We start from the raw sequence: 23561 nt of genomic DNA, 5'->3' as shown, positions 1-23561 counted from the left end.
ATATTGTTATCGACTAACACATTACATCATTTTTAGATTGGTATTTTTCCCATTTCAGTTTATAAACGAAATAACAATCCTAAAAACAAATGCTTAAATTATGATTTACAACGTACATCATCTTCATTGTGGAACCATGTGCCCCATTTGTGCGCCGCTATATGGACAAAAAGGCTTATACGCCAAAATGGTTTGCCACTGTTTACTGGTGGAAACTGATCAAGGTTTAGTTCTAATCGATACTGGATTTGGTATGCAAGACTACCTACATCCACAAACTCGTTTAGGTAAAGCTTTTTCAAAAATAAGTGCGATTCAATCTGATTTTAATCTCACAGCTATTTCGCAGATTCAACAGTTGGGCTTTAAGCCCTCAGATGTTAAGCATATTTTAGTCAGTCATTTAGACCTAGACCATGCAGGTGGTATTTCGGACTTTCCACATGCAACCATTCACATCTTATCCAGTGAATTTAACGCTGCACAAAAACTATTCGTAATGAATAAATTACGATACCGACCGCAACAATTTAAAAATCATCGTTACTGGAATTTTCTTGAGCCTAAAAATGGTGAAGCATGGTTTAACTTCCATAAAGTACAAGGCTTTAGTATTTTTAATGATGAAATTTTGTTGATTCCCTTAGTAGGACATACCGCAGGGCATTGTGGAATTGCAATTAAACAACAAGATGGATGGTTATTGTTTTGTGGTGATGCCTATTTCAATCATCTAGAGTTAAATCCTAAAAATAAATTAAGAGCACTCGATAAAATTGAATATTTATTAGCAGATAACAATATGCTTCGTTTAAAAACGCTATCACAATTACAGCATCTCGCACAAAATGAGCCTAAAATCGAAATCATCTGTGCACACGATCCCCTTGAATTAGAGCGATATATTTTACAATGATCATGATGAAATCTAAGTATTTAAGTTGTTCCATTTTATTGGCAATCAGTTTACAACTGACTGGGTGTATGACCACACCGACCATTGCTGAAAATGAACGCCCTCAGCAATGGGGAAAACTTGTCAATAAACAACATAATTTCTATCAAATTAGTCAGACAGTATATCGTAGCGAACAACCCAGTGCTGAAGTCATAACAGAGCTTGAGAAAAATCGTATTGATATCGTGATTAATTTAAGAAGTCGAGATAAAGATCAATCTGTACTGGCGAAGCAATCTTTTAAATTGGTACATGTCCCCATCAATACTTGGGCCATCAATCGAAATGATTTGTTAATGGTGATGCAGACCATTCAGGCTGCTGAACAAAAAAAGCAAAAGGTACTCATCCATTGCTATCACGGTTCGGATCGTACTGGGGCAAGTGTTGCAATGTACCGAATCATTTTTGAAAATTGGTCAATTGATGATGCTTTAAATGAGATGAAACACGGTGGTTATGGTTTTCATCCAATTTGGGTAAATATTGAAAAATTATTTACCCCTGAAAATGTAAAATGGATTCGTGAGCAACTCGCGAATCCATCTTAAAGTATCTATTTATTCATCATTATTAACGACGATCTAAAGGTACCCATTCGATCACCCAAGCAGACTTCATACCCAAACTTGCATCTGAGTTGATTTTCTTACGAGCAGAATCCGCTGTTTCACGATCTTTAGAAGGCCCAACCATAATACGTACACCCTTAGATGTTGGGCTTTTCGTGACTTTATAACCTTTTGCACGCAGTTTTGCAGCGACGGCATCGGCATTGGCTTCATTGGCAGCAAGTGCAACTTGTACCATCCATTGCTTATCACCATTTTCCAATAGATCACGTGCTTTTTCGGCTTCTGCTTTTTTCTTCGCATCTTCTTGCGCTTTACGTTTTTTCTCTGCTTCAGCTTTTTGCTCAGCCTCTATCTTTTTATCGGCAGCTATCTTTTTCTCTACTTCAGCCTTACGTTGTTCCTCTAATTTACGCTGTTCTTCTAGCTTACGTTTTTTCTCATCAGCTGCTTTCTTTTCTGCTTCTACTTTTTTCTCTGCCTCTAATTGACGTTTCTTATCTTCTTCGGCTTTCTTCACTGCATCTGCAGTAGCTTGACGCTTCTGCTCAGCTAACTTCTTTTCAGCATCTGTTTTTTGCTTTAATTGTGCATTTTGTTGTTCAAGTTGCTTCTGTTCAGCTGCTTTTTGTTGAGCTTTGGCTTTTTCATCTTGAACCAACTCAGGTGGAATATCTGTGCCTTCTTGCGCAGCAGCACCACGTCTTGCATTCATGGCAGCATATTCTTCTGCCGCTTTACGAGCAGCATCTGCTTCCGCTTGTTGCTGCATTCGTAAAAATTCAGCTGCTTTTGCTTCTTGCTCTGCGACCGCTTTTTCACGCGCACGTTTCTGTTCTTCAAGTAAACGTTTTTCTGTCGCAACATCAACCGTTAATGGTTGTAATTGAACAGCTTCGCCAGCAGGAGTGTTTTGATTTTGCTGAACATGTTCAGCAGGTTGCTGCTGTACCTGATTTTGGTGAATTTCTTCTTTACCTTTTAGAAGCAATGCCGCTAATAAAACACCACCACTTAATAAAACAACAGCACCCATCCAGCGTTGTTTGTTATTCATTGACATTCTTCTAAATACTCCCAGACCGCTTCTAAGGTATGGAACGAACCGCACACCAAAATCAGCTGATTATTTTCTGTATCTGCAAGCGCTGATTGAAATGCTGCTTGTACACAATTGAATTGTTCGACTGTTTCACCCTGCAATGCTGTTTGTAATTGTTCCATTGATGCTGCACGAGGCACAGTTAATGGTGCAATTTTCCACTTTAACACAGTATTTTTCAATAACTTGACCACAGAATTTATATCCTTGTCAGACAGCATTGAAAAAATTGAAACAACTTCTGTGTACTGTTTATTGTATTCTAAGAATTTTCGCAATTGATTTAACAAAAAATCTACACCATGCGGATTATGTCCTGCATCAAAAATGACGGTTTTGTCTTTAATTTTTCTAATTTCAAAACGACCTTGTAACTGAGCCGTTTCAATTCCACGTGCAATTGCTTCTTGTGAAATGTTTAAACCACTCACTAAAATCGCTGCCACCGCGGTCGAAATATTTTCTAGTGCCAAAGTACCCACTGGAAGTTTTAGCGTTGTACCTGAACTGGCAAAATCCCATGATTGTTCATCTTCATTTGAAGCAGCATAAAAATAATCTCGATTCACTGCATAAAGTTGGGCTTGGCATTGCTCTACTTTATTTTGAATGGCTTGTGGTATGTCTTGATGACCTGCAAAAACCACTGGAATATTTGGACGAATAATGCCTGCTTTTTCAAAAGCAATCTTTTCAATGCTATCACCAAGCCAGTCGGTATGGTCTAAGCCAATATTGGTAATTACAGCAACATCAGGATCAATCACATTGACTACATCCAAACGACCACCTAAACCAACTTCAAGTACCCATACATCACATTTTTTTTGTTTAAAAATAACAAATGCAGCCAGTGTCGTAGCTTCAAAAAAAGATAAAGTTAAATTACATTCACGGCGAGCTTGATCAACTTGTACAAAAGCATCAATCAGCGTTTGGTCACTCACCTCTTGCCCAGCAAGTTTGACCCGCTCATTAAAACGATAAATATGTGGTGACTGATACAAACCAACATTTAAACCCTGCGCATTCAAAATTGCAGCAAGTGTTGTCGTTGTTGAACCCTTGCCATTGGTTCCTGCGACAGTCAAAACTTTAGCATTTGGTTTCATTACACCAAGTGCTTCCGCGACAGGAATGACGCGTTCTAAGCCTAAATCAATTCCTGTAACGTGAACATGGCTCCAATAATCGAGCCATGTTTGTAAATCATCTGTATTTAAAGGTGCTGTATTGTTCAAGACAAATTCATCAGTTTCGCCACTATTCGATATACAGTATCACGTAATGCATGACGATGAACAATTTGATCGATTACACCATGATCAAGCAAGAATTCTGCACGTTGGAATGGCTCTTCTAATTTCTCACGAACAGTTTGTTCAATCACACGCTTACCCGCAAAACCAATCATCGCTTTGGGTTCTGCGATATGTACATCACCTAACATTGCCAATGATGCCGTTACGCCACCATAAACTGGATGTGTTAATACAACGATATAAGGTAAATGCGCATCTTTCATTTTTTGAATGGCTGCTGAAGTACGTGCCATTTGCATCAAAGACAACATGCCTTCTTGCATACGCGCGCCGCCCGAAGCTGCAAAACAGATCAAAGGTTGTTGAGTTGCAATGGCTTTTTCAGCAGCTTGCACAAAACGATCCCCAACCACAGTACCCATTGAGCCGCCCATAAAGTCAAATTCAAATGCACAAGCAACCAATGAGATATTTTTTAACTGACCTTGCATAACGACTAATGCTTCAGTTTCACCAGTCTTATCCTGTGCTTCTTTCATACGTTCAGGATAAGGTTTGCTATCTACAAAATGTAGCGGGTCTTTTGCAGCAAACTCTTGACCAAGTTCCGCTGTAACATTGTCGAAGAACCAATTTAAACGATCTCGTGCCTTCATTTTCAAATGTTCATCGCATGATGGGCAAACATAAGCATTGAAAGACATTGCTGTACGAGTCACCAAAGCATGACACTCAGGGCACTCAATGGTCGGTTCTGTAAATGTCGCTTTGAGTGTTTGTTGCTGATTTGGCATATGAATGCCTGGAATCGAACGATCTGTCCACGGGGTAATAGGACTGAGAATTTTCCCTGATTTTACGTCTTGATTCATACTAACTCATCGAGCGCTGCTCGAAGCTCCTTGACTTTATTCACCGCTGCTTCCACGGCTTGTTCTGGTGCTAAGTTTGCAAAAGGTTTTACAAATGCACTTCCGACAATCACAGCATCTGCAACCTGCCCGACAGCTTTTGCAGAACTTGCATCGCTAATACCAAAACCTACACCAACAGGAATCTCTGTAAATGATTTGATTTTTTGAATACGTGTTGCGACTTCAGTGGTATCTAAAGTTGCAGCACCAGTCACACCTTTAAGTGACACATAGTAAATAAAGCCACTGGCTTGTTTTACCACATGTTGAATTCGTTCATCTGTAGATGTTGGTGCAAGTAGGAAGATTTGATCCATATCATATTTCTTCAATACTTCGTCCAAATCTTTGGCTTCTTCAGGCGGTAAATCCACCAAAAGTAAACCATCGACACCACACTCATTCGCATAAGCCACGAATTTTTCATAACCAATCACTTCTACAGGGTTTAAATAACCCATCAAAACAACAGGTGTTGAGGTGTCTTTTTGACGAAATTCTTTGACCATATTCAAAGCATCTAAGGTATTGGTACCCGCTGCTAAAGCACGTTCAGCAGCCAATGCAATCACTGGACCATCTGCCATTGGATCTGAAAATGGCAATCCAAGCTCAAGTACGTCTACGCCCGCTTCAACCATTTGATGTAACAAAGGAACCGTTACATGTGGTTGAGGATCACCCGCCATAACATAAGAAACCAATGCTTTACGCTGTTGAGATTTAAGCTGTGCAAATCGAGTGGCTAAACGTGACATAGGGTTGTACATTCCTTGGATTGTTAAACTTGAGGAGTTTGTTTTGTAAAAATACAAGACATTACATTGTAACGCTATTTTTTACTCATTGAACAGAGTAACTCAGTAGCACAATGTTATCTCATATTTATACAAAATAACGAACAACCTATGTGCTACATTTAGCGCTATTTTAAAATTTTGGACAATGATCAAAGCTACCTAATTTTTGCTTTTTTCAAATTTATAAATAATTTAATAAACATAAATTAAATCATTCAAATATCACAATAATGAGATACAAAATCGTCTGATTTTAATTTTAATGAAATAGCAAAAGCTGTTTATACTATACGGGCTTATCTCTTTTATTCATATGTTATGACCACTCTCCCACACAGTAAAGTGCAAGCTCGTGGGCTTGCGCTATTACCACTTATTGTATTTTTAGCCATCTTTTTAGGCAGTGGTATCTATCACACACTCATTGGAACTGAATTTGCATTTTATCAAATCAAAGCGCCTATCGCTGCTTTGCCTGCCATTATTTTGGCAATCTTACTCTACCGCGGGAAATTAAATACGGCGATTGAAGAATTCCTCCAAGGTGCGAGCCATCCCAACCTCATTCTGATGTTTATGGTCTTCATGCTCGCAGGTGCATTTGCCAGTGTATCCAATGCCATAGGGAGTGTCGATGCAACCGTGCAATTTGGCCTATCGATCATTCCACCTGAGTTTGTACTGCCAATGCTGTTTGTGATCTCAGCATTTGTCGCAACAGCTATGGGGACTTCAATGGGAACTATCGCGGCTTGTGCGCCAATCGCCTTTGGTTTTTCTCAAGCAACAGATATCCAAGCTGTTTATGCAGTAGGTGCAGTAGTCAGTGGTGCAATGTTTGGTGATAACTTATCGATGATTTCAGACACCACCATTGCCGCGACACGCAGCTTAAATGTGGAATTAAGAGATAAATTTCGAGTCAATGTCTGGATTGCGCTACCTGCTGCAATCATAACGATTTTAATCTATATATTGACCAATCATGATTCACAATCCATCGAATATAAAGACTATAATTTTTGGCTGATTCTGCCTTATCTTGCGGTATTTTTTCTAGCCTTTAGCCGATTGCATGTCTTAGCTGTACTGAGCATAGGTGTTGTCTTTTCAGGCTTAATAGGACTCATTGAAACACCTCACTTCGATTTTTTAAAACTGAATAATGCAATTTATTCAGGTTTTGAAGGCATGTTTGAGGTCGCATTATTGTCTATGCTGTTGGGCGGTCTTTCTGCGATCATGCAAAAAGAAGGTGGGTTAGAATGGTTGATTCAACGTATCTATAGCGTCACACGCTTATTTAAAGTCGGGAAACAACGTGCCGGTGAAATTGGGATTAGTTTCTTGGTGGTATTTTCCAATATCTTTGTTGCCAATAATACCGTTGCGATTATTTTATCAGGCGATATGGCGAGAGAAGTTGCCAAAGAATATGATGTAGACCCAAAACGTGCTGCTGCATTTATGGACATCTTTTCATGTGTGGTACAAGGCATTATTCCTTACGGTGCTCAACTACTCTTGGCTTGCTCGATTGCAAAATTATCCCCTATAGAACTGATCAGTTCTATTTATTATTGTTGGGTGTTGGCTATTTTTGCAGTACTGGCAATTGTATTTAGATACCCTAAATTAAAAAATCATGCATTACTTTGATCACTAAAACTTTAACAAATTAAAGATTTGAGATAAATCTAAAAGGTGAGTACTTATGCTCACCTTTTTTATTGCTTATCTTTTAACTGTACTTTCTTTTGTAATAAAGTCTGCCCACTAAAAGCTTTATATGCTCTTGCCAATGCAGACTGATCTGAATACCCCAAACGCATTGCGATTTCAGTAAACTGAATATTACTGCCCAACAATAACTCACAACGCTTCATGCGTTCAGTTTCAACAATCTTCTTAAATGACGTATCAAAATCATTCAACTGGCGCTGTAAAGTTCTTGTTGAGATATTTAATTCAAGTGCAATATCTTCAATTTTAGGCGCTTGCTCCTTCAATCTTAAATATTCCGCCACAATAAAATGCAAATGCTGTGGTAAGGTTTCATGTCGAGGCTTAGAAGCAAGTGCATCCTCCGCTTGCTTAACCAACAATTGCATCAAAGAAGGGTCAGCCTGTTGTATTTTTACATTCAAGCCCTCTAAACCTAAAACAAAACTATACTCAGCTTTATTAAAAGTGACCTGACAACCATAAAATTTTTGATAATGGTAAATTGCCATTTGTGGTGGATGTGCGAAATTCACCTCCTGTAATAAGAACTGATTCGCAGGTACGATTTTACGTGCCAAATGCATCATCAAGGCATTGGTAAGTTCATTAATTAGAATATATTTTTCATGATGAAATGGCCAAATCAAATGTACTTGTTGCCCTTTGAACTCCATTTGCATCGGAATAACATGTTCACCATCAATCACTAAACGACTGAAACGCAAAATATTTTGTAGCGCTTCAGCAACAGTAGTGCTCCGTGAAGCCATATAACCTAAAACACCAAAATGCTCAGGCCGCACATATTCTGCCATTTCAAAAATAATCTGAGGACAATCTAAAGCTTGCTTGGTTTTTTCAATATTCTGCTGAAAAAATAAATAAGAAGATTGAGTGTCTATAGGCAATGCCAAGATTGCTTGTAAATGCGCCCGTTCATCTTTCAAGAAATCAGCAGTCAAAGCATCAATCCCTCGCTCAGACAAATACATCTGCCAAAGATGAAAGTATCCATTCGGTATTTGTAATTCTTGCATCAGCTTATGTTTTTATCCTGTTGATTGATAGTTTGACATTCTAAATTTTCATTATGTCGTAAAATGTATAAAAAATGTCAACATCTGTCAAAACAAAGTTGAAAAACACCGACATACTGAAAGTATCAAAGGTGATGCAAGTAAAATAAAATGAATGCATTAGTAACATATCAAGTAGAACCTGTGGTTCGCACCAAACTCGATTTTAAACTGAGTGAAGTTCCACGTTTTTGGTTTGGTGGAGACCCTTTTCGTACTCGCGTATTTGATGCACTGAGCTTAACTTTCCCAGATGGTGAACGTTATTTTATTGAAAGTGTTCGACTATTTCGCGACAAAATTACTGATCCTGATTTACAACAACGTGTTGCTGACTTTATTCGTCAAGAAGCTCAGCATGGTATGGCGCATGACAAAATGAACAAAGTCATGAAAGAGCAAGGTATGCCTGTTGATCAATTTATTACGTTTCTAAATAAACTTTTTAAATTCGAACTAAGTCAGCGTTCACCACAATACAACATTGCCATGACAGCAGCAGCTGAGCATTTGACTGCCCTGATGGCTGAAACCTTCTATAGTAAAAAAGAAACTTTGGCAGAAGCACATCCTTATGTACGTGCATTGCTGGCTTGGCATTCTATTGAGGAAATGGAACATCGTGACGTTGCATTTGATGTGATGCGTGAAGTTGGTGAAGTTCCAGAAAACCTGCGCCGCTTTTCTCTCGCTTTTACTACAGTGATGATGTTCAGTTTCACCTTATACCGTGCTGATGTTATGCTCAAATATGATGGTTTCAGTCGTCTTGATCGTTTAAAAATGGCTTATAAGGGGCTTCCGTGGTTCTTTGGTAAAAAAGGAATGCTCATCGCTATGAAAAATGAATATTTAGATTGGTTTAAAAAAGATTTTCATCCAAGCCAACACCCTGTAATTCGTCAATATCAAGTTTGGGTTGACACTATGGCCGAAACCAATGATCCAATACAAGCAGGTGAGGCTTTTTGGCTAGCAGCATTATAAAAATCATATTTTATAGTACCTTATGAATTAAAACCTTGTGAGAATACGACAATGAACGCTCAAGTAAAATATCAAGTTGATCCTGTCGTTCGTAGCGATTTGGATTTCAAACTCAATGAAGTACCACGATTTTGGTTCGGCAATGATCCTTTTCGTACTCGGATGTTTGATGCACTTAGCCTCACTTTTCCTGTAGGCGAACGTTACTTCATTGAAAGTGTTCGTGCTTTAAGAGATAAAATTACTGATCATGTGTTACAACAACGTGTAACAGACTTTATCAAACAAGAAGCACAACACGGTATTGCACATGACAAAATGAATGAAGAAATGAAGCATCAAGGGATGCCAGTAGATCAATTCACTCAATTTTTAGCTGCACGTTTCAAATACTTAAAACAGCATCGTTCTAAACAATACAACATCGCTATGACTGCTGCGGCTGAACACCTAACAGCACTGATGGCTGAAACCTTCTACAACAAAAAAGAAACTTTAGCTGAAGTTCATCCCTATGTTCGTGCACTGTTTGCATGGCATGCCATAGAAGAAATGGAACATCGGGATGTGGCTTATGATGTGATGAAAAATGTAGGTGAAGTACCAGAAAGCTTACGTAAATTTGCATTGGCCAATATCACATTACTCATGTTCGGATTTACTTTTTATCGTGCCAATGTGATGTTGAAATATGATGGTTATACAGGCTTACAACGTGCCAAAATGACAGTTCAAGGTATTCCTTGGTTTTTTGGAAGAAATGGCAAATTAACAGCAATGCATCGCCAATATTTGGATTGGTTTAAAAAAGATTTTCATCCAAATCAACATCCAATGATTCGTCAATATCAAACTTGGGTAGATATGCTAGCCGAGACCAATGACCCAATACAGGCGGGTGAAGCATTTTGGCAAGCAGCACTGTAATACATTCAAGATTTTAAAAGTTCTGAATAAAACCATGTTTATTGATTGATTAAAACTGACATCTTTAAACTTAAAATTGGCATGACATGACGTGATGCTTAGACTTTATATTTGTCATAATCGTAATCGAATTAGAATATGTGAAACAAAATAAAATGAATACATTCACCCAATATCAAGTTGATCCTATTGTCCGAACCAATCTGGACTTTAAGCTTGAGCAAATTCCACGTTTTTGGTTTGGTGGTGATCCTTTTAAAACACGCATGTTTGATGCATTAAGCTTGACTTTTCCAGATGGTGAGCGTTATTTTATTCAATGTGTACGGTTATATAGAGAACACATTACAGACCCTGATTTACAGCAAAAAGTTGCTGATTTCATCAAACAAGAAGCTCAGCATGGCATCGCTCATGACAAGATGAATCAAATATTGATGGATCAAGGTATGCCCGTGAAAAGGTTTACACAACATGTCAATCAAAGACTTGGTCATGCACTGAAACGCTATCCTAAACAATACAATATTGCCATTACAGCAGCTTGCGAGCATTTAACCGCATTGATGGCCGATGCTTTCTTTAGTGAAAAAGCCACAATGCAGGATGCTCACCCTTTTATACGTGCATTATTTGCTTGGCATTCGATTGAAGAAATGGAGCATCGTGATGTCGCTTATGATGTAATGACTCAAGTTGCACATACCTCAAATGCGCTACGTTATAGCGCGCTTGCTTTAGTGACAGTACTAATGTTCGGTTTTACCATGCAACGTGCCAATGGATTACTGAAAACGGATAGATTTAGCGTTATTGAACGCATAAAAATGGTTCGTCAAGGATTACCCTGGTTTTTAGGACGACAAGGTATTCTGAGCCGTTTAAAATCTGAATATCTAGACTGGTACTCAGCAGACTTTCATCCAAGTCAACATGCAATTATTTTGCAATACCAAACCTTTGTAGATGAACTTGCAAAGACAAATGACCCTATTCTAGCGGGTGAGGCATTTTGGCAAGCTGCTTTATAATCTTTATCGTGATGTCAGCTAAAAAAGATTTTAATTCACGCCCTTTACTTGCCAATTCGCTCAATTAAGCAACAGCATTACCATTTGGCATAATGCTGTTCTAATAATGCATACTCATGTTCCAATTCAATCATTTCGCCTGTTTCTGTTTCTATCGTGCCACTGACTTTAGACTGCCATTGGCTAAACTGACTTCCGACAAGACGCAGATTTAAGTTTTCAAAACGTCTCCAACCCGTTTCTACGACCAATTGTAACTTTTGATTCAACGAACGAATTGACCAAACATTCTCATCTAGTTTTTCAAACAGTACATCTGACAATGGATAAAGCACGCCATTCACCCAAAGGCAATTTTCATTACCAAAGCTTTCATTGACACCAGACGCAAGATTTACTCCAATTCGTTGTCCATTTTTATCCCAAAAATTAGTCGACAACCAAAACCATGCTGTTTCAGGTCTTAAGAAACCGCAAGTATCATCTAAGGAAGCCAGTGTTTTTTCATTGAAGTGAATGGTTTCTTTGTTTTTATTGATAAAAAAACCTTCTACAGCCAATGTTGTTTTCTTTTGCGTATACGTCCAACCATTGATTCCATTTGGGCTACATAAACTTAAAGGTTCTGTCCCTGCGCAAAAAATACGTGCTTTGAGTTGCTCTTCACCATGCCGTGTCACTTGAATATAGCGCACACCATTGGCATGTTGCATTTCAAACTCAAAAGGTGATTTTGTAAAATAACTTTGACTATAAAGAGGTTGCTCATCAACAACAGTGCCGCGACCTAAAATCGTATTGGCATTCCATTCTAAAACCTCATTACTTGCATGGTCGTAGATATAGATGAAACCATGCCCTGCCCAGCCAATATCTGCAATCGCAATGCCAATGGTATATTGTTCATGCTGTATAGAACAAAATTTAAATTTCTTATATTTTAATTGTTTACGCCATCCAGTTAAGGTTTTCCCATATGGCGTTTTATACATATATTGATTCACATCAATCGTTGTAGGCAGATCCTTAAAACGTCCATAGCGTGGTTGACCATTACTTTGTATTAAATCCATTGTATTTTTCCCAATCCTTTATCTCAGGGACGTTATAAGACTTTAGTCAAACATTTGATTATTACTATTTTTACAGATTTAGCAATATTATCTATGACCAAAAAACAATCTCCACTCAAGTTTTAGATAGACAGCCTCAAACAAAAACTTAGAATGATGCCACTTGAAACTTCTCATTGATATTGCTTAGCTTTTATTCATTTTAATCAGAAGATTAAAAAGTTACCAATATAAAAAAAGTAAAATGATTGATGTGTAGCTGATCTAACTGAAATATTTTGACAAGGCTGTTTCAAATTGGACAATCAATTTTTAAAATCATTATCAATTGGCTTACTTTGATGTGCTGATTATATTTTCAAATCAGTTTTTGTAATTCGTTTGAATAATACAAAGCTCTAATGTTAAAAAACCTGAGCTCCGAATAGCTTAAATTTTCACTATTTGAACTCAGGTTGATCATTTAAATTTAGCAATAGAGAATGCTAAAAATCACTTTTTTTCATTGAGAAAATACATGTTTCACATATATTTACCAAACCAATCAAGCATTTGCTTTGGATTTTCTGAGAAATAGTTATAACCATCAAAACGACGTGTTGTACCGTCAATCCAAAACAATTCTTTTTCAGCAGGAATATTTGCATAAATTGTTTCTACATCAGACGGCTTAGTTAAAATATCTTGATGTACTTGCACAACTAAGGTTGGGACTTGAACTGCTTTGGCATGTTCAATCGGTGAAAGTTCATCAATGTGGAAGCCTGTACGTCTTTGGCTACATAAGTCGAAATATTCTGTGCCTTGTTGATGATCAATATTGGCACTTTCACATGCTTTTTCAATAAAAGGTCTTGCCGATACGGGCTGTAATGCAATCATAGATTTAATATGACTGAATTCCTCTGGATGCTTATTCATCGCAACCATCGTTGAGTTGCATCCTAAACAGATACTCAGTAATGAGGTTTCCATACCTTTGGTATCTGGTCTTGTTTTGGCATAGCGCAGTGAACCAATCACATCACGATATTCAAATAAACCAATGCCAACCTTTCCACCATTGCCTGTATTACTATTGCCATGATTTCTCAAATCATACGCAAGGATATTGTATCCTGCATCATGTAATGCTTTGTATTGCGGGATAAAATTAACTTCAAAGCCACCAAAATTTTGCCAACCTTCCAGATGTCCAGGATAACCATAACGATTGCCCGGCATAAAATGATTACAGATGATTAATTTATTTGATCCTTTCGCTGGAATAAACCAACCCTCTAAAGAAACACCATCCATAGATGGAAAAAACACATCTTCATATTCCAAATCAAACTCATCAGGTCTACGGAGTACAGGGGTACGATAAGAGTTAGCAAAAAAATCCGCCAGCCCTTCGATTATTTGTTTTTGCTCACTATCCATTTTCGAGTTCCTCTTTTTTATTAGAATGAAATATATATCACGATATTTTTGTATTTTGTAGTATTTTTCTCTATTTTCAAAATATTTTAGAAGCTATTCAACAAGTGAAATATTGATGCACATGATGATGAACCAGCTAGATCTTTGTACATGATAAAAACTATTAAGCCTGTGCAACTTAAAGCTAAACAACAAATTTTAATTATTGATGAAATTATCTATTTTCAATATAAAAAACCTGAATCATTTGAATCAAAATCTTTATTTTAACAAAAATTTCAACTCATTTAATTCAGGTTTAACATTCAATTCAATGTTAAATTTGGATCAATAGACTTAGTCTATTTTACCACTACTCACTTTATCTTTAAGCAACTGCGGTGCTTTAAAACGCTCACCATATTTCACTTCAAGTTGATTGGCACGTTGCTCAGCTTGGTCTAATCCATATTGATTTAAAAACTGAATCGCACCACCTGTCCACGGCGCAAAACCTATCCCAAAGATCGAACCAATATTTGCATCAATCACCGACTCAAGGACATTCTCTTCATAACAACGCAAGGTATCTAGTGCTTGTACAAAAAGGAAGCGGTCTATCATTTCTTGTTCAGAAATATCTACATCTTTTTTCCAGTGGCTTAATCCATCCCAAAGATGTTTTTTGCCACCTTCTGGATAATCATAAAAACCTGCACCAGCAGCTTTTCCTTTACGGTTGAAAGTGTGAATCATGGTTTCAATCACATCATCTGCACCTGAACGTGGTAAATCTTTACCCTCAGCTTGAAGCGCCTTACGCGTTTCATTGGCAACATGTTCAGAAAGCGTTAATGCGACTTCATCTTGAATAGCCAATGGGCCAACTGGCATACCTGCTTTGAGTGCTGCCATTTCAATACGAGCTGGGTGTACACCTTCATGTAGTAAACGTAAACCTTCCTGAACAAAAGTACCGAATACGCGACTGGTGAAGAAGCCACGGCTATCATTCACAACAATCGGAATTTTACCAATTTGCTGTACATAGTCATACGCCTGCGCCAAAGTTTCAGCAGAAGTATTTTTGCCTTTAATGATTTCAACCAATTGCATTTTATCGACAGGACTAAAGAAATGCAGACCAATAAAGTTCGCTTGATCTTTCGATGCATTTGCCAAACCTGTAATCGGTAATGTCGAAGTATTTGAAGCCATCACACCGCCATCGATAAGGAATGCTTCAGCTTCTTGAGTGACTTTCGCTTTGAGCTCTTGATTTTCAAATACCGCTTCAATGATTAAATCACAACCTTTCAAATCTTCGGCAGATGCTGTTGCAGTAATCAAGCTTAAAACCTGATCACGCTTTTCAGCCGTCATGTGACCTTGTGATACTTTTTTATCGAGTAATTTTTGGCTATACGCTTTGCCTTTTTCTGCATTTTCAACAGAAACATCTTTTAGTACAACTGGAATGCCTTTGATTGCTGTTGAATAAGCAATACCAGCACCCATCATGCCTGCACCAAGCACACCGACTTTAGTCGCTTGCCATTTTGCAACATCTTTAGGGCGGCTTGCACCAGCTTTAATGGCATTCAGCCCATGCCAAAAAGTACCGATCATATTTTTTGAAATTTGACCTGTCGCAAGATAGGTAAAATAACGAGATTCAATGGTCAGTGCCGTATCCACATCCACTTGCGCGCCTTCAACCGCAGCCGCCATGATTGCCTCAGGTGCAGGATAGCAACCTTTGGTTTTATCACGTAACATCGCTGGAGCAATCGCCAGCATTTGTGCAACCGCAGGTGTTTTAGGATCACCACCCGGAATTTTATAGCCTTTGACATCAAAAGGTTGTTGTGATTTCGGATTAGCTTTTACCCAAGCAATCGCCTTATCCATCAACTCTTCAGGTGTTTCCGCGGTATCTTGAATTAAACCAAGAGATTTTGCTTTATCCACACCAAACTGCTTACCTTCCATCAGGAATGGAAAAGCATTTTGTAGACCTAAAAGGCGTACCATGCGCACGATACCACCACCACCCGGCAGCAGACCTAAAGTCACTTCTGGAAGTCCAAATTTAGTTTTAGGATCATTCAATGCGATACGTGCGTGACAACCTAAAGCGATTTCCCAACCACCACCTAAAGCCGTACCATTCAATGCTGCAACCACAGGAACACCTAAAGTTTCGATATAACGAAACTCTGCTTTCATTTTCTGAATCATTTCAAAAAAAGGTGTGGCATCTTCCAAACGTGCTTGAATTAATTCATCCAAATCACCGCCTGCAAAAAAGGTTTTTTTCGCTGAACGGAGAATGATCCCAGTAATCGATGTTTCAGATTTCAGTTTAGAAACAATATTTTCCAGAGCTACCCGAAAATCACCATTCATGGTATTTGCAGATTGGTTTGGAGAATCTAAAGTCAGAATAATAATGCCATCGTCATTTTTTAGATATTGAATTGCGCTCATTATTATTCTCCTTATACCAACTCAATAATGGTCGCAATACCCATGCCACCACCTACACATAATGTTGCCAAACCACGCTTTTTGCCTTGACGCTCTAATTCATCCAGCAATGTTCCGAGAATCATTGCACCCGTCGCACCCAATGGATGCCCCATCGCAATTGCACCACCATTCACATTGACTTTCTCAGCAGGCACTTTTAATTCGGTCATAAAACGCATGACTACAGATGCAAATGCTTCATTGACTTCAAATAGATCAATATCGTCAATCATTAAACCTGCTTTTGCCAATGCTTTACGAGCAGCAGGTGCAGGCCCTGTCAGCATAATAGTCGGATCAGAACCGACTAAAGCCGTTGCCAATACTTTGGCACGTGGTTTTAAACCTTGTTCTTTGACTGCTTTCTCGGAAGCAAGTAATACAAGTGCTGCACCATCGACAATACCTGATGAATTGCCTGCATGATGCACATGGTTAATTTTTTGCGCTTCTGGATATTGTTGTAATGCAATCGCATCAAAGCCCATTGCACCCATCATTTCAAAACTAGGATTGAGCTTTGCCAAACCTTCCGCTGTTGTTGATGGTTTGATAAATTCATCTTGATCTAAAATGGTCACACCGGCTTTATCTTTGATGGCAACCACTGATTGATTGAAATAACCCGCAGCTTGCGCAGCAGCAGCTTTACGTTGAGAATTTGCTGCAAATGCATCGACATCTGAACGGGTATAACCATCTAATGTTGCGATTAAATCCGCACCAATCCCTTGAGGAACAAAGTGTGATTTTAAATTGGTTTCAGGGTCTAATGCCCACGGCCCACCATCTGAGCCCATTGCAATACGTGACATCGACTCAACACCACCTGCAACAACCACATCTTCCCAACCTGAACGTACCTTTTGCGCAGCCATGTTGACCGCTTCTAAACCTGATGCACAGAAACGGTTAATTTGCACACCTGCAACATCATTGTCCCAACCCGCAGCAATTGCAGCAGTTTTAGCAATATCACCACCTTGGTCTGTAATAGGCGTGACACAACCCAAAACAATATCATCCACTTTCGAGGTATCTAAATGATGACGATCTTTCAACTCATTCAACAATGTGGTCAATAGCGTAATCGGTTTCACTTCATGCAGTGAACCATCTTTCTTTCCTTTTCCGCGTGGTGTGCGAATGGCATCAATGATATAAGCCTCGCTCATAGCTGTTCCTTTTTATGACTTCTAGATTGTTATGTGTTTCGAGTGTACTTTATAACGTTGAGAGTGCAATGACGATAATGGAAAAGTCCGTTGATATTTTTTGTCAATTGCACGTTTCAAAATCTTGATAATTTATACAATGAATCAAACTCTTATATAATTTTTATTGGATAAATAGTCTATAAAATAAGTGAATGACTCGTTTTATTCAATCACCAACCGCATTGCACCTCGACTTTCTCGAGAAAAACCAAAAGCAACTTCGTTGTTTAATGCCTTTTGCAGATACATCGGCAAATCGCATTGATTGATCATTTGGAAACCCAACTTTTCATAAAAAGGACGATTCCAAACCACATGAGCAAATGTCGTTAAGGTAACCGATACAAAGCCATTCTGTTTAGCATGATCAATTGCATATTCAATCAGTTGTCGACCAATGCCCTGTTTTTGAAAATCAAGACGGACATCCATTTCGATGATATAAAAATCCTGACCTTGTTTCTTTGCATATAAAAACCCAACAGGTTGATCTTGTTCATTTACGATGACAAATGAGTATGCATTAACAATCAATTCAAGATGAGTATCTGCTGACAAAACTGGACTTTTAGCAATCCATGCGAATTCAGATACACTTAGAAATGCTTGAGCAGCAGACCGCTCTATTTCAATGAGTTTTTCAATATCTAATGGATTTATAGCTCGAACAGAATAAATCATGTTTTAGGTCTATTTACTCTTTTGATGTGTAACCAAATTTAAATGAAAGAATTGGTTAAACTCAGAATTTTCATAATCTGAAAATGCCTCACCTTTGCGGAAACCAAATTTTTTATACAGTGTAATTGCAGGCTCAAAAGATGCATGTGTCCCAGTTTCCAAGCTCACTGTTTGATACTGGTTCAGCTTTGCAATATACAATAAATGTTGCAAAATTTGGGTTGCTGCACCTTTACGCAAATGTTCAGGATGGGTTCGCATAGACTTTAATTCAGCATGTGTGGGAGAAAGTTGCTGAATCGCACCGCAAGCTAACAATACTTCTTCTTGCCAAAGGGTATAAAAATCAATATTCGGTTTTTGCAAACCTGTTAAATCCAATGCAAAACTATTTTCAATCGGTGATGTTTCATGCATACCTTGTAGGTGAATACGAAGTAAATTTTGTACCTGTAAATCATTAAAATCGCCCAATTGGATTCTCACCGATTCCCCTTCCTTTACTTTCTGATTTTTAATATTAAGTAACGTCAATTCGAGATAAACTCTGATGTAAGTTGTTGAAAAGATACATCAGGCACAGCAGAGTCTTATCATTTAAAATCAGATGCAAGGATTAACCTTCGGTTCGACCTACTTTTCTTTCGGGAAAAGTAGGCAAAACCATTTGTCAGTCGCCAACTCGACAGATACCATCAAGTACCTAATATATTGCAAAAACAGTATATTACAGAAGTAGTCCTGCCTCGAACAATGCGACTGACGTTCACGCGTATCTTATAGTTGGGAATATATTATCCCGAGCTTAGGTTAAGTACATCATGCTTTATATCAATATCAAATTTATAACCACCAATACAACAAAAAATTTGGCGTAAAAAAGCCCAAGTGGCCTTGGGCAGAAAACTTAAAACTATTCTAAAACTGAACTAAGAACTTCAATCAAAACTTAGTGATAACCATGCAACTGACGATACAGACCCGGTGTCACGCCTGTCCATTTCTTAAATGCACGGTGGAATGTACTGGTTTCACTAAAGCCAACTTGTTGTGCAACATCTTCCAAAGTTAAATCAGGATTTAGCAATAAATGAATGGCAGCATCACGGCGTAAAGCATCTTTCACCCCTTGATAGCTCTTACCTTCCGCAGCCAAACGACGACGTAAAGTTTGAGGTGATAGATATAACATTGAAGCAACATCGTTCAAAGTTGGCATTTCTTCACCAATTTGACTCTTTAAAACATCACGAATACGAGAGGTCAATGAATTGGTATTTTTAAATTTCACCAACAACTGAGCAGGTGCAGCTTTTAAAAACTCTTCTAAACTTGCTTCATTTTGACGGATCGGTAAATCAAGATAATCCGCAGCAAAAGTGATCTCTGTACGTGGCATGTCAAATTGCATCACGGGTGCAAAGAACAAAGCATCATATTCATCTGCATGACTTGGGCGTGGATATCCAAAATGTACACGCTCTAGAGGAATACGACGTTCAATTAACCAAGAGGCTAAACCGTGCCAAATCATCAGCATACTTTCGGTGATGAAATGATCAGGATCCATGGTTTTTGGAATCAATGGAACCAAACGTGCTTCATGTTTATCACGTTCAACAGCAACCGACCATTCATCGCCAAATAATTTATAAAATTGAGATGAAAGTTCCAAAGCTTCACCCAAAGTCTTGGCATGAATGATCAATTGACACATGATCGCAAAAGAACCTAGTCGTCTTGGTTGAATATCAAAACCAACATGCTCGTCCTGCGTGACTAGCCATAACATTTTAACAAAACGTGTATATTGCTCTGGGGAAATACGCGCTTTAGGTTGACGAAGTAATTCGGCTTCTATGCCCACGTGTGAAAGTAAGGTGTCAACATCCATTCCAAGGCGTTTTACGCCTGTTAGGGCTGCATTCACGAAATGGATACTAATCGTATCACGGCTCATGTTAAATCCTTCAGTTTCTTTAATGTTCACTAGAAATTGACCTAAATGACGCTAAAAAATATTTAATTGGCGATTTACAACACTGCTTATCACCTTTTTACATCTTAAATTGCCGAAATGATCAAGGTAAATGGCTGAACATGACATTGTTATATGAGTTTTATATTTCTAATATAAGGTAAAAATCAATCTAAATTTGGTAAAAATCATTATGACAACAGCTTTAAAGGGATTGAAAATACTCGATTTTTCAACATTATTACCTGGTCCATTTGCCACTTTATACCTTGCTGATATGGGTGCAGAAGTGATCCATGTTGAATCACCGACACGACCAGATTTAGTCCGTCTATTTCCTCCCTATGCCAATGGACAAGCGACTTCGCATAGTTATTTAAATCGCAATAAACAATCAATTGCTTTAGATTTAAAAGATCCAACAAATACTGAACAGATTAAACAAAAAATTTCTGACTTTGACATTGTCGTAGAACAGTTTAGACCGGGGGTCATGCAACGTTTGGGTTTGGACTATCATACACTTGCAGAAATTAATCCTAGACTGATTTATTGTTCCATCACGGGTTATGGACAAACGGGTTCATACAAAGACAAAGCAGGACATGATATTAATTATGTTTCGTTGTCAGGCATCGCTGGCCACAGTGGTCGTCAAGACAGTGGTCCACCACCCATGGGGATTCAAATTGCAGATGTTGCAGGTGGTTCATTACACGCTGTAATCGCAATTTTAGCAGCGATTACAGAACGTCAAAACAGTGGTATGGGACAATATATTGATATTTCAATGACGGACTGTGTTGTCAGCATGAATAATATGGCTGCCGCTGCTAGTCTTGCAGCTGGACAATTTCAACAAGCAGAAAGTGAACAATTGAATGGTGGTACTTTTTATGACTATTACAAAACTCAAGATGGACGTTATATTTCAATTGGAAGTTTAGAACCACAATTTATGAATGGTTTAGCTACAACTTTAGAATTACCACTCTTACTTGCAAAAGGAACATCTTTTGATCCTGAAGACCGTAAAATAGTCAAACAAGCCATTCAAGATAAAATCGCAACAAAGACTTGGGCTGAATGGAATCAAGTTTTTAGTCAGCTCGATTTCTGTGTAGAGCCTGTTTTAAGTTTAGAAGAAGCGTTAACTTCACCTCTTGCGCATGAACGCAATTGGGTTGTAGATGTTCCTCTCAAATCGAACTCAGGAAAGACCGAACCACAATTGGCATGCCCGATTAAATTTTCTCGTTCGCAGATGCGTTATGACTATATTGGACAAGAACTGGGTGAAGGTGAATGGTAATCCCATTCATCATTTTCACTCGAATAATCATATTAAAATTACAAATTGATCATTTTTTAACAATTCATATAAATTGTAAATTAAATAATGTGTGTAGTGTATGAAAGGAAACATTACATATATTCTTTTAAATCAATACTAATTATTCAAAAATCACTATCCATATATTCATTCGCCTTCATTTTTATTTGTGATAAACCGCTTAAAGTTACAGATTTCTAAACTAGTATTATTGATTTGAATAGAATGTATTCATTCTATAAAAGATCCCAAAAACAAAAAAATAGATCCACCCGCACATAGACACATCAATCGACTTATTATCAAAATACGATAAAATATATACAAAAGTTACATAAAAAAGCCAAAAAGAATGAATGTTAATACAAAACGATAGTATCATACATAATTAGTTACAAATTGTTATCGAGGTCACCAAATATGAATAAAACTAAAGGTTTTTACTATTGGTCTGTAAGCTTGTTATCGTTATGTAGTTCATTGTCTAACGTATATGCAGCAGAAGCATTTGATACAAATAGCCCGTGGATGTTTGGTGATTGGAACGGCAAGCGCACTGAATTGCAGCAAAAGGGTTATGACTTTAGCTTAGGCTATACAGGTGAACTTGCGACATTGCTCGATTCAGAAAATCATTCAAGTCATGGTACCGAATATGCAGATCAATTTGCGATTGGTGCACATGTCGATTTAGAAAAAGTTTTAGGTTGGCAAGACACCGAAGCTCAAATCACCATCACTGAACGTAATGGTCGCTCGCTCTCTCAAACCTCAGATGCTTTAGCAGGTCATCTCAGCTCAACTCAAGAAGTTTGGGGACGTGGGCAAACTTGGCGCTTAACCGATTTTTGGATCAAGAAAAAATTCTTAGACCAAAAATTAGATATTAAAGTCGGTCGTTTTGGTGAAGGTGAAGACTTCAATAGTTTTGACTGTGATTTTCAAAACCTTGCACTCTGCGGCTCTCAAGTAGGTAACTGGGTTGGTGATCAATGGTACAACTGGCCTGTCAGCCAATGGGCAGCTCGCGTTAAATATAACATTCAACCCGATTTATATGCACAAGTGGGTGTTTATGAATACAACCCCGAAAACTTAGAGCGTGGAAAAGGCTGGAACCTCAGTACTGATGGTTCTCATGGCGCAATTATTCCTGCTGAAGTTGTATGGCAACCGAATGTGGGGATGACCAAACTACCTGGAGAATATCGTCTAGGTTATTACTACAGTACTGCCGATGCACCAGAAATTTTACATGCAGACAAAACCTCGCATAAGCAAGGGGTATGGATTGTTGCCAAGCAACAGTTAACAGCACATAACGATGATAAAAATCGTGGTTTAACAGGTTTTGTTAATGTCACGCTACATGACTCAGATACCAACCACGTTGGCAACATGCAAAATGTTGGGCTTGTCTATAAAGGTGCTTTCGATGCACGACCTAAAGATGAAATCGCTTTGGGTATGGCTCGAATTAGCATCAATGATGACGTGAATGACACTCAAACCGTTCAACAAGATGAAGAATATAACACTGAAATCTATTACGGTGTTCATGCAACAAATTGGCTAACGATTCGACCAAATATCCAATATATACACCATGTTGGTGCGTACAAAAACGGTGAAAATGCGTGGGTTGGTGGCATTAAGTTACAAACCGCGTTTTAGTTTATAGATGATAAATATTTCAAAGCACTGTTGTTGTGATTTTTAACATTCTAGTCAGTGCTTTTGAGATATTTAAAATCTAAAAATTTAACCAAAGCTCCCTATCACACTCACTAAAGGTAGATAGGGATTTTTAGAATTCAGAAATTACAGGTGGTCATTATGCAAACTCCATCTTCAGGATTGAGAACATTGACAATTGTGATTGCAATTGTCTTTGGTCTAGTCTTATTGATCGGCGGAATATGGCTTGCAGTTTTAGGTGGGTCTTGGTACTACATCATTGCAGGTTGGTGGTGTTTTAAAAAGTATGCT

General features: G+C 38.1%; 21 protein-coding genes. 9 read left to right on the top strand and 12 right to left on the bottom strand.

Annotated features, from left to right (window positions below; translation table 11 throughout):
* The first annotated feature begins 100 nt into the window (after nt 1-100).
* Nucleotides 101-916 (top strand): MBL fold metallo-hydrolase, encoded by an 816-nt coding sequence (locus CDA10_RS15525; protein ID WP_089606484.1) that lies wholly within the window; start codon nt 101-103, stop codon nt 914-916.
* A 5-nt stretch (nt 917-921) separates the two neighbouring features.
* Complete coding sequence (locus tag CDA10_RS15520) at nt 922-1509, top strand: dual specificity protein phosphatase family protein (protein ID WP_089606502.1); 588 nt, start codon at nt 922-924, stop codon at nt 1507-1509.
* Nucleotides 1510-1531: 22 nt separating this feature from the next.
* Here CDA10_RS15520 and CDA10_RS15515 read toward each other — a convergent pair whose 3' ends face one another.
* The 4 genes from CDA10_RS15515 to trpA are packed head-to-tail and all read right to left on the bottom strand — an operon-like array spanning nt 1532 to nt 5566.
* Complete coding sequence (locus CDA10_RS15515; protein WP_089606483.1) at nt 1532-2593, bottom strand: SPOR domain-containing protein; 1062 nt, start codon at nt 2591-2593, stop codon at nt 1532-1534.
* Entirely contained in the window at nt 2584-3873 is a 1290-nt protein-coding gene (folC, locus tag CDA10_RS15510; protein WP_089606482.1) for a bifunctional tetrahydrofolate synthase/dihydrofolate synthase, read from the bottom strand. The genes CDA10_RS15515 and folC overlap by 10 nt, the downstream gene beginning before the upstream one ends.
* Nucleotides 3870-4766 carry an acetyl-CoA carboxylase, carboxyltransferase subunit beta gene (gene accD, locus CDA10_RS15505; protein WP_089606481.1) on the bottom strand — a complete coding sequence of 299 codons (897 nt, stop codon included), beginning with the start codon at nt 4764-4766 and terminating at the stop codon, nt 3870-3872. Before accD ends, folC begins: the two co-directional genes overlap by 4 nt.
* Entirely contained in the window at nt 4763-5566 is an 804-nt protein-coding gene (gene trpA / locus CDA10_RS15500) for a tryptophan synthase subunit alpha (protein ID WP_089606480.1), read from the bottom strand. The genes accD and trpA overlap by 4 nt, the downstream gene beginning before the upstream one ends.
* Nucleotides 5567-5926: 360 nt before the next feature.
* On the opposite strand from trpA, the gene CDA10_RS15495 reads away from it, so the two are divergent.
* Complete coding sequence (locus CDA10_RS15495) at nt 5927-7267, top strand: Na+/H+ antiporter NhaC family protein (protein WP_089606479.1); 1341 nt, start codon at nt 5927-5929, stop codon at nt 7265-7267.
* 68 nt (nt 7268-7335) lie between these two features.
* Here the strand turns inward: CDA10_RS15495 and CDA10_RS15490 are convergent, their stop codons facing one another.
* Nucleotides 7336-8370: an AraC family transcriptional regulator gene (locus tag CDA10_RS15490; RefSeq protein ID WP_089606478.1), complete on the bottom strand. Its 1035-nt coding sequence runs from the start codon at nt 8368-8370 to the stop codon at nt 7336-7338.
* Between the two features lie 150 nt (nt 8371-8520).
* Between CDA10_RS15490 and CDA10_RS15485 the strand changes: the two genes are divergently transcribed.
* The 3 genes from CDA10_RS15485 to CDA10_RS15475 all read left to right on the top strand — a co-directional run bounded on the left by CDA10_RS15485 (nt 8521) and on the right by CDA10_RS15475 (nt 11354).
* Nucleotides 8521-9396 carry a metal-dependent hydrolase gene (locus CDA10_RS15485; RefSeq protein ID WP_089606477.1) on the top strand — a complete coding sequence of 292 codons (876 nt, stop codon included), beginning with the start codon at nt 8521-8523 and terminating at the stop codon, nt 9394-9396.
* 51 nt (nt 9397-9447) lie between these two features.
* Nucleotides 9448-10323, top strand: coding sequence for a metal-dependent hydrolase (locus tag CDA10_RS15480; RefSeq protein WP_089606476.1), 876 nt, complete (start codon nt 9448-9450; stop codon nt 10321-10323).
* A gap of 155 nt (nt 10324-10478) precedes the next feature.
* Nucleotides 10479-11354 carry a metal-dependent hydrolase gene (locus tag CDA10_RS15475; protein WP_089606475.1) on the top strand — a complete coding sequence of 292 codons (876 nt, stop codon included), beginning with the start codon at nt 10479-10481 and terminating at the stop codon, nt 11352-11354.
* A gap of 77 nt (nt 11355-11431) precedes the next feature.
* On the opposite strand, the gene CDA10_RS15470 is transcribed toward CDA10_RS15475, so the two are convergent.
* From CDA10_RS15470 to CDA10_RS15440, 7 genes are all read right to left on the bottom strand, one after another.
* A complete protein-coding gene (locus CDA10_RS15470; protein WP_089606474.1) occupies nt 11432-12427 on the bottom strand; it encodes a DUF2804 domain-containing protein in 996 nt (331 codons plus the stop codon).
* Nucleotides 12428-12949: 522 nt separating this feature from the next.
* Nucleotides 12950-13852: an alpha/beta hydrolase gene (locus CDA10_RS15465; RefSeq protein WP_089606473.1), complete on the bottom strand. Its 903-nt coding sequence runs from the start codon at nt 13850-13852 to the stop codon at nt 12950-12952.
* Between the two features lie 336 nt (nt 13853-14188).
* On the bottom strand, nt 14189-16321 hold the full coding sequence (locus CDA10_RS15460; protein WP_089606472.1) for a 3-hydroxyacyl-CoA dehydrogenase NAD-binding domain-containing protein: 2133 nt from the start codon (nt 16319-16321) through the stop codon (nt 14189-14191).
* Between the two features lie 11 nt (nt 16322-16332).
* A complete protein-coding gene (locus tag CDA10_RS15455) occupies nt 16333-17538 on the bottom strand; it encodes an acetyl-CoA C-acetyltransferase (RefSeq protein WP_089606471.1) in 1206 nt (401 codons plus the stop codon).
* Between the two features lie 204 nt (nt 17539-17742).
* Nucleotides 17743-18261 carry a GNAT family N-acetyltransferase gene (locus CDA10_RS15450; protein ID WP_089606470.1) on the bottom strand — a complete coding sequence of 173 codons (519 nt, stop codon included), beginning with the start codon at nt 18259-18261 and terminating at the stop codon, nt 17743-17745.
* Between the two features lie 9 nt (nt 18262-18270).
* A complete protein-coding gene (locus CDA10_RS15445; protein ID WP_089606469.1) occupies nt 18271-18747 on the bottom strand; it encodes a GNAT family N-acetyltransferase in 477 nt (158 codons plus the stop codon).
* Between the two features lie 463 nt (nt 18748-19210).
* A complete protein-coding gene (locus CDA10_RS15440; RefSeq protein WP_089606468.1) occupies nt 19211-20221 on the bottom strand; it encodes an AraC family transcriptional regulator in 1011 nt (336 codons plus the stop codon).
* Between the two features lie 211 nt (nt 20222-20432).
* Between CDA10_RS15440 and CDA10_RS15435 the strand changes: the two genes are divergently transcribed.
* The 3 genes from CDA10_RS15435 to CDA10_RS17200 form a co-directional block, all read left to right on the top strand.
* Nucleotides 20433-21551 carry a CaiB/BaiF CoA transferase family protein gene (locus tag CDA10_RS15435; RefSeq protein WP_089606467.1) on the top strand — a complete coding sequence of 373 codons (1119 nt, stop codon included), beginning with the start codon at nt 20433-20435 and terminating at the stop codon, nt 21549-21551.
* Nucleotides 21552-21992: 441 nt separating this feature from the next.
* On the top strand, nt 21993-23246 hold the full coding sequence (locus CDA10_RS15430) for a carbohydrate porin (protein ID WP_089606466.1): 1254 nt from the start codon (nt 21993-21995) through the stop codon (nt 23244-23246).
* Nucleotides 23247-23408: 162 nt separating this feature from the next.
* Nucleotides 23409-23561, top strand: a 153-nt coding sequence (locus tag CDA10_RS17200; protein ID WP_167374976.1) for a hypothetical protein, incomplete at its 3' end; no start/stop codon positions are given.

The organism is Acinetobacter piscicola, from assembly GCF_002233755.1.
Classification (GTDB): domain Bacteria; phylum Pseudomonadota; class Gammaproteobacteria; order Pseudomonadales; family Moraxellaceae; genus Acinetobacter; species Acinetobacter piscicola.
This window is presented reverse-complemented; position numbering and strand designations above follow the sequence as displayed.

Coding starts and splice junctions, on each gene's coding strand:
- CDA10_RS15440 (WP_089606468.1), bottom strand. CDS start 20,221: ATGAGCCGTGATACGATTAGTATCCATTTCGTGAATGCAGCCCTAACA.
- CDA10_RS15430 (WP_089606466.1), top strand. CDS start 21,993: ATGAATAAAACTAAAGGTTTTTACTATTGGTCTGTAAGCTTGTTATCG.
- CDA10_RS15490 (WP_089606478.1), bottom strand. CDS start 8,370: ATGCAAGAATTACAAATACCGAATGGATACTTTCATCTTTGGCAGATG.
- CDA10_RS15495 (WP_089606479.1), top strand. CDS start 5,927: ATGACCACTCTCCCACACAGTAAAGTGCAAGCTCGTGGGCTTGCGCTA.
- CDA10_RS15515 (WP_089606483.1), bottom strand. CDS start 2,593: ATGTCAATGAATAACAAACAACGCTGGATGGGTGCTGTTGTTTTATTA.
- CDA10_RS15485 (WP_089606477.1), top strand. CDS start 8,521: ATGAATGCATTAGTAACATATCAAGTAGAACCTGTGGTTCGCACCAAA.
- CDA10_RS15520 (WP_089606502.1), top strand. CDS start 922: ATGAAATCTAAGTATTTAAGTTGTTCCATTTTATTGGCAATCAGTTTA.
- CDA10_RS15455 (WP_089606471.1), bottom strand. CDS start 17,538: ATGAGCGAGGCTTATATCATTGATGCCATTCGCACACCACGCGGAAAA.
- CDA10_RS15470 (WP_089606474.1), bottom strand. CDS start 12,427: ATGGATTTAATACAAAGTAATGGTCAACCACGCTATGGACGTTTTAAG.
- CDA10_RS15450 (WP_089606470.1), bottom strand. CDS start 18,261: ATGATTTATTCTGTTCGAGCTATAAATCCATTAGATATTGAAAAACTC.
- CDA10_RS15460 (WP_089606472.1), bottom strand. CDS start 16,321: ATGAGCGCAATTCAATATCTAAAAAATGACGATGGCATTATTATTCTG.
- CDA10_RS15465 (WP_089606473.1), bottom strand. CDS start 13,852: ATGGATAGTGAGCAAAAACAAATAATCGAAGGGCTGGCGGATTTTTTT.
- CDA10_RS15435 (WP_089606467.1), top strand. CDS start 20,433: ATGACAACAGCTTTAAAGGGATTGAAAATACTCGATTTTTCAACATTA.
- CDA10_RS15480 (WP_089606476.1), top strand. CDS start 9,448: ATGAACGCTCAAGTAAAATATCAAGTTGATCCTGTCGTTCGTAGCGAT.
- CDA10_RS15475 (WP_089606475.1), top strand. CDS start 10,479: ATGAATACATTCACCCAATATCAAGTTGATCCTATTGTCCGAACCAAT.
- accD (WP_089606481.1), bottom strand. CDS start 4,766: ATGAATCAAGACGTAAAATCAGGGAAAATTCTCAGTCCTATTACCCCG.
- CDA10_RS15525 (WP_089606484.1), top strand. CDS start 101: ATGATTTACAACGTACATCATCTTCATTGTGGAACCATGTGCCCCATT.
- trpA (WP_089606480.1), bottom strand. CDS start 5,566: ATGTCACGTTTAGCCACTCGATTTGCACAGCTTAAATCTCAACAGCGT.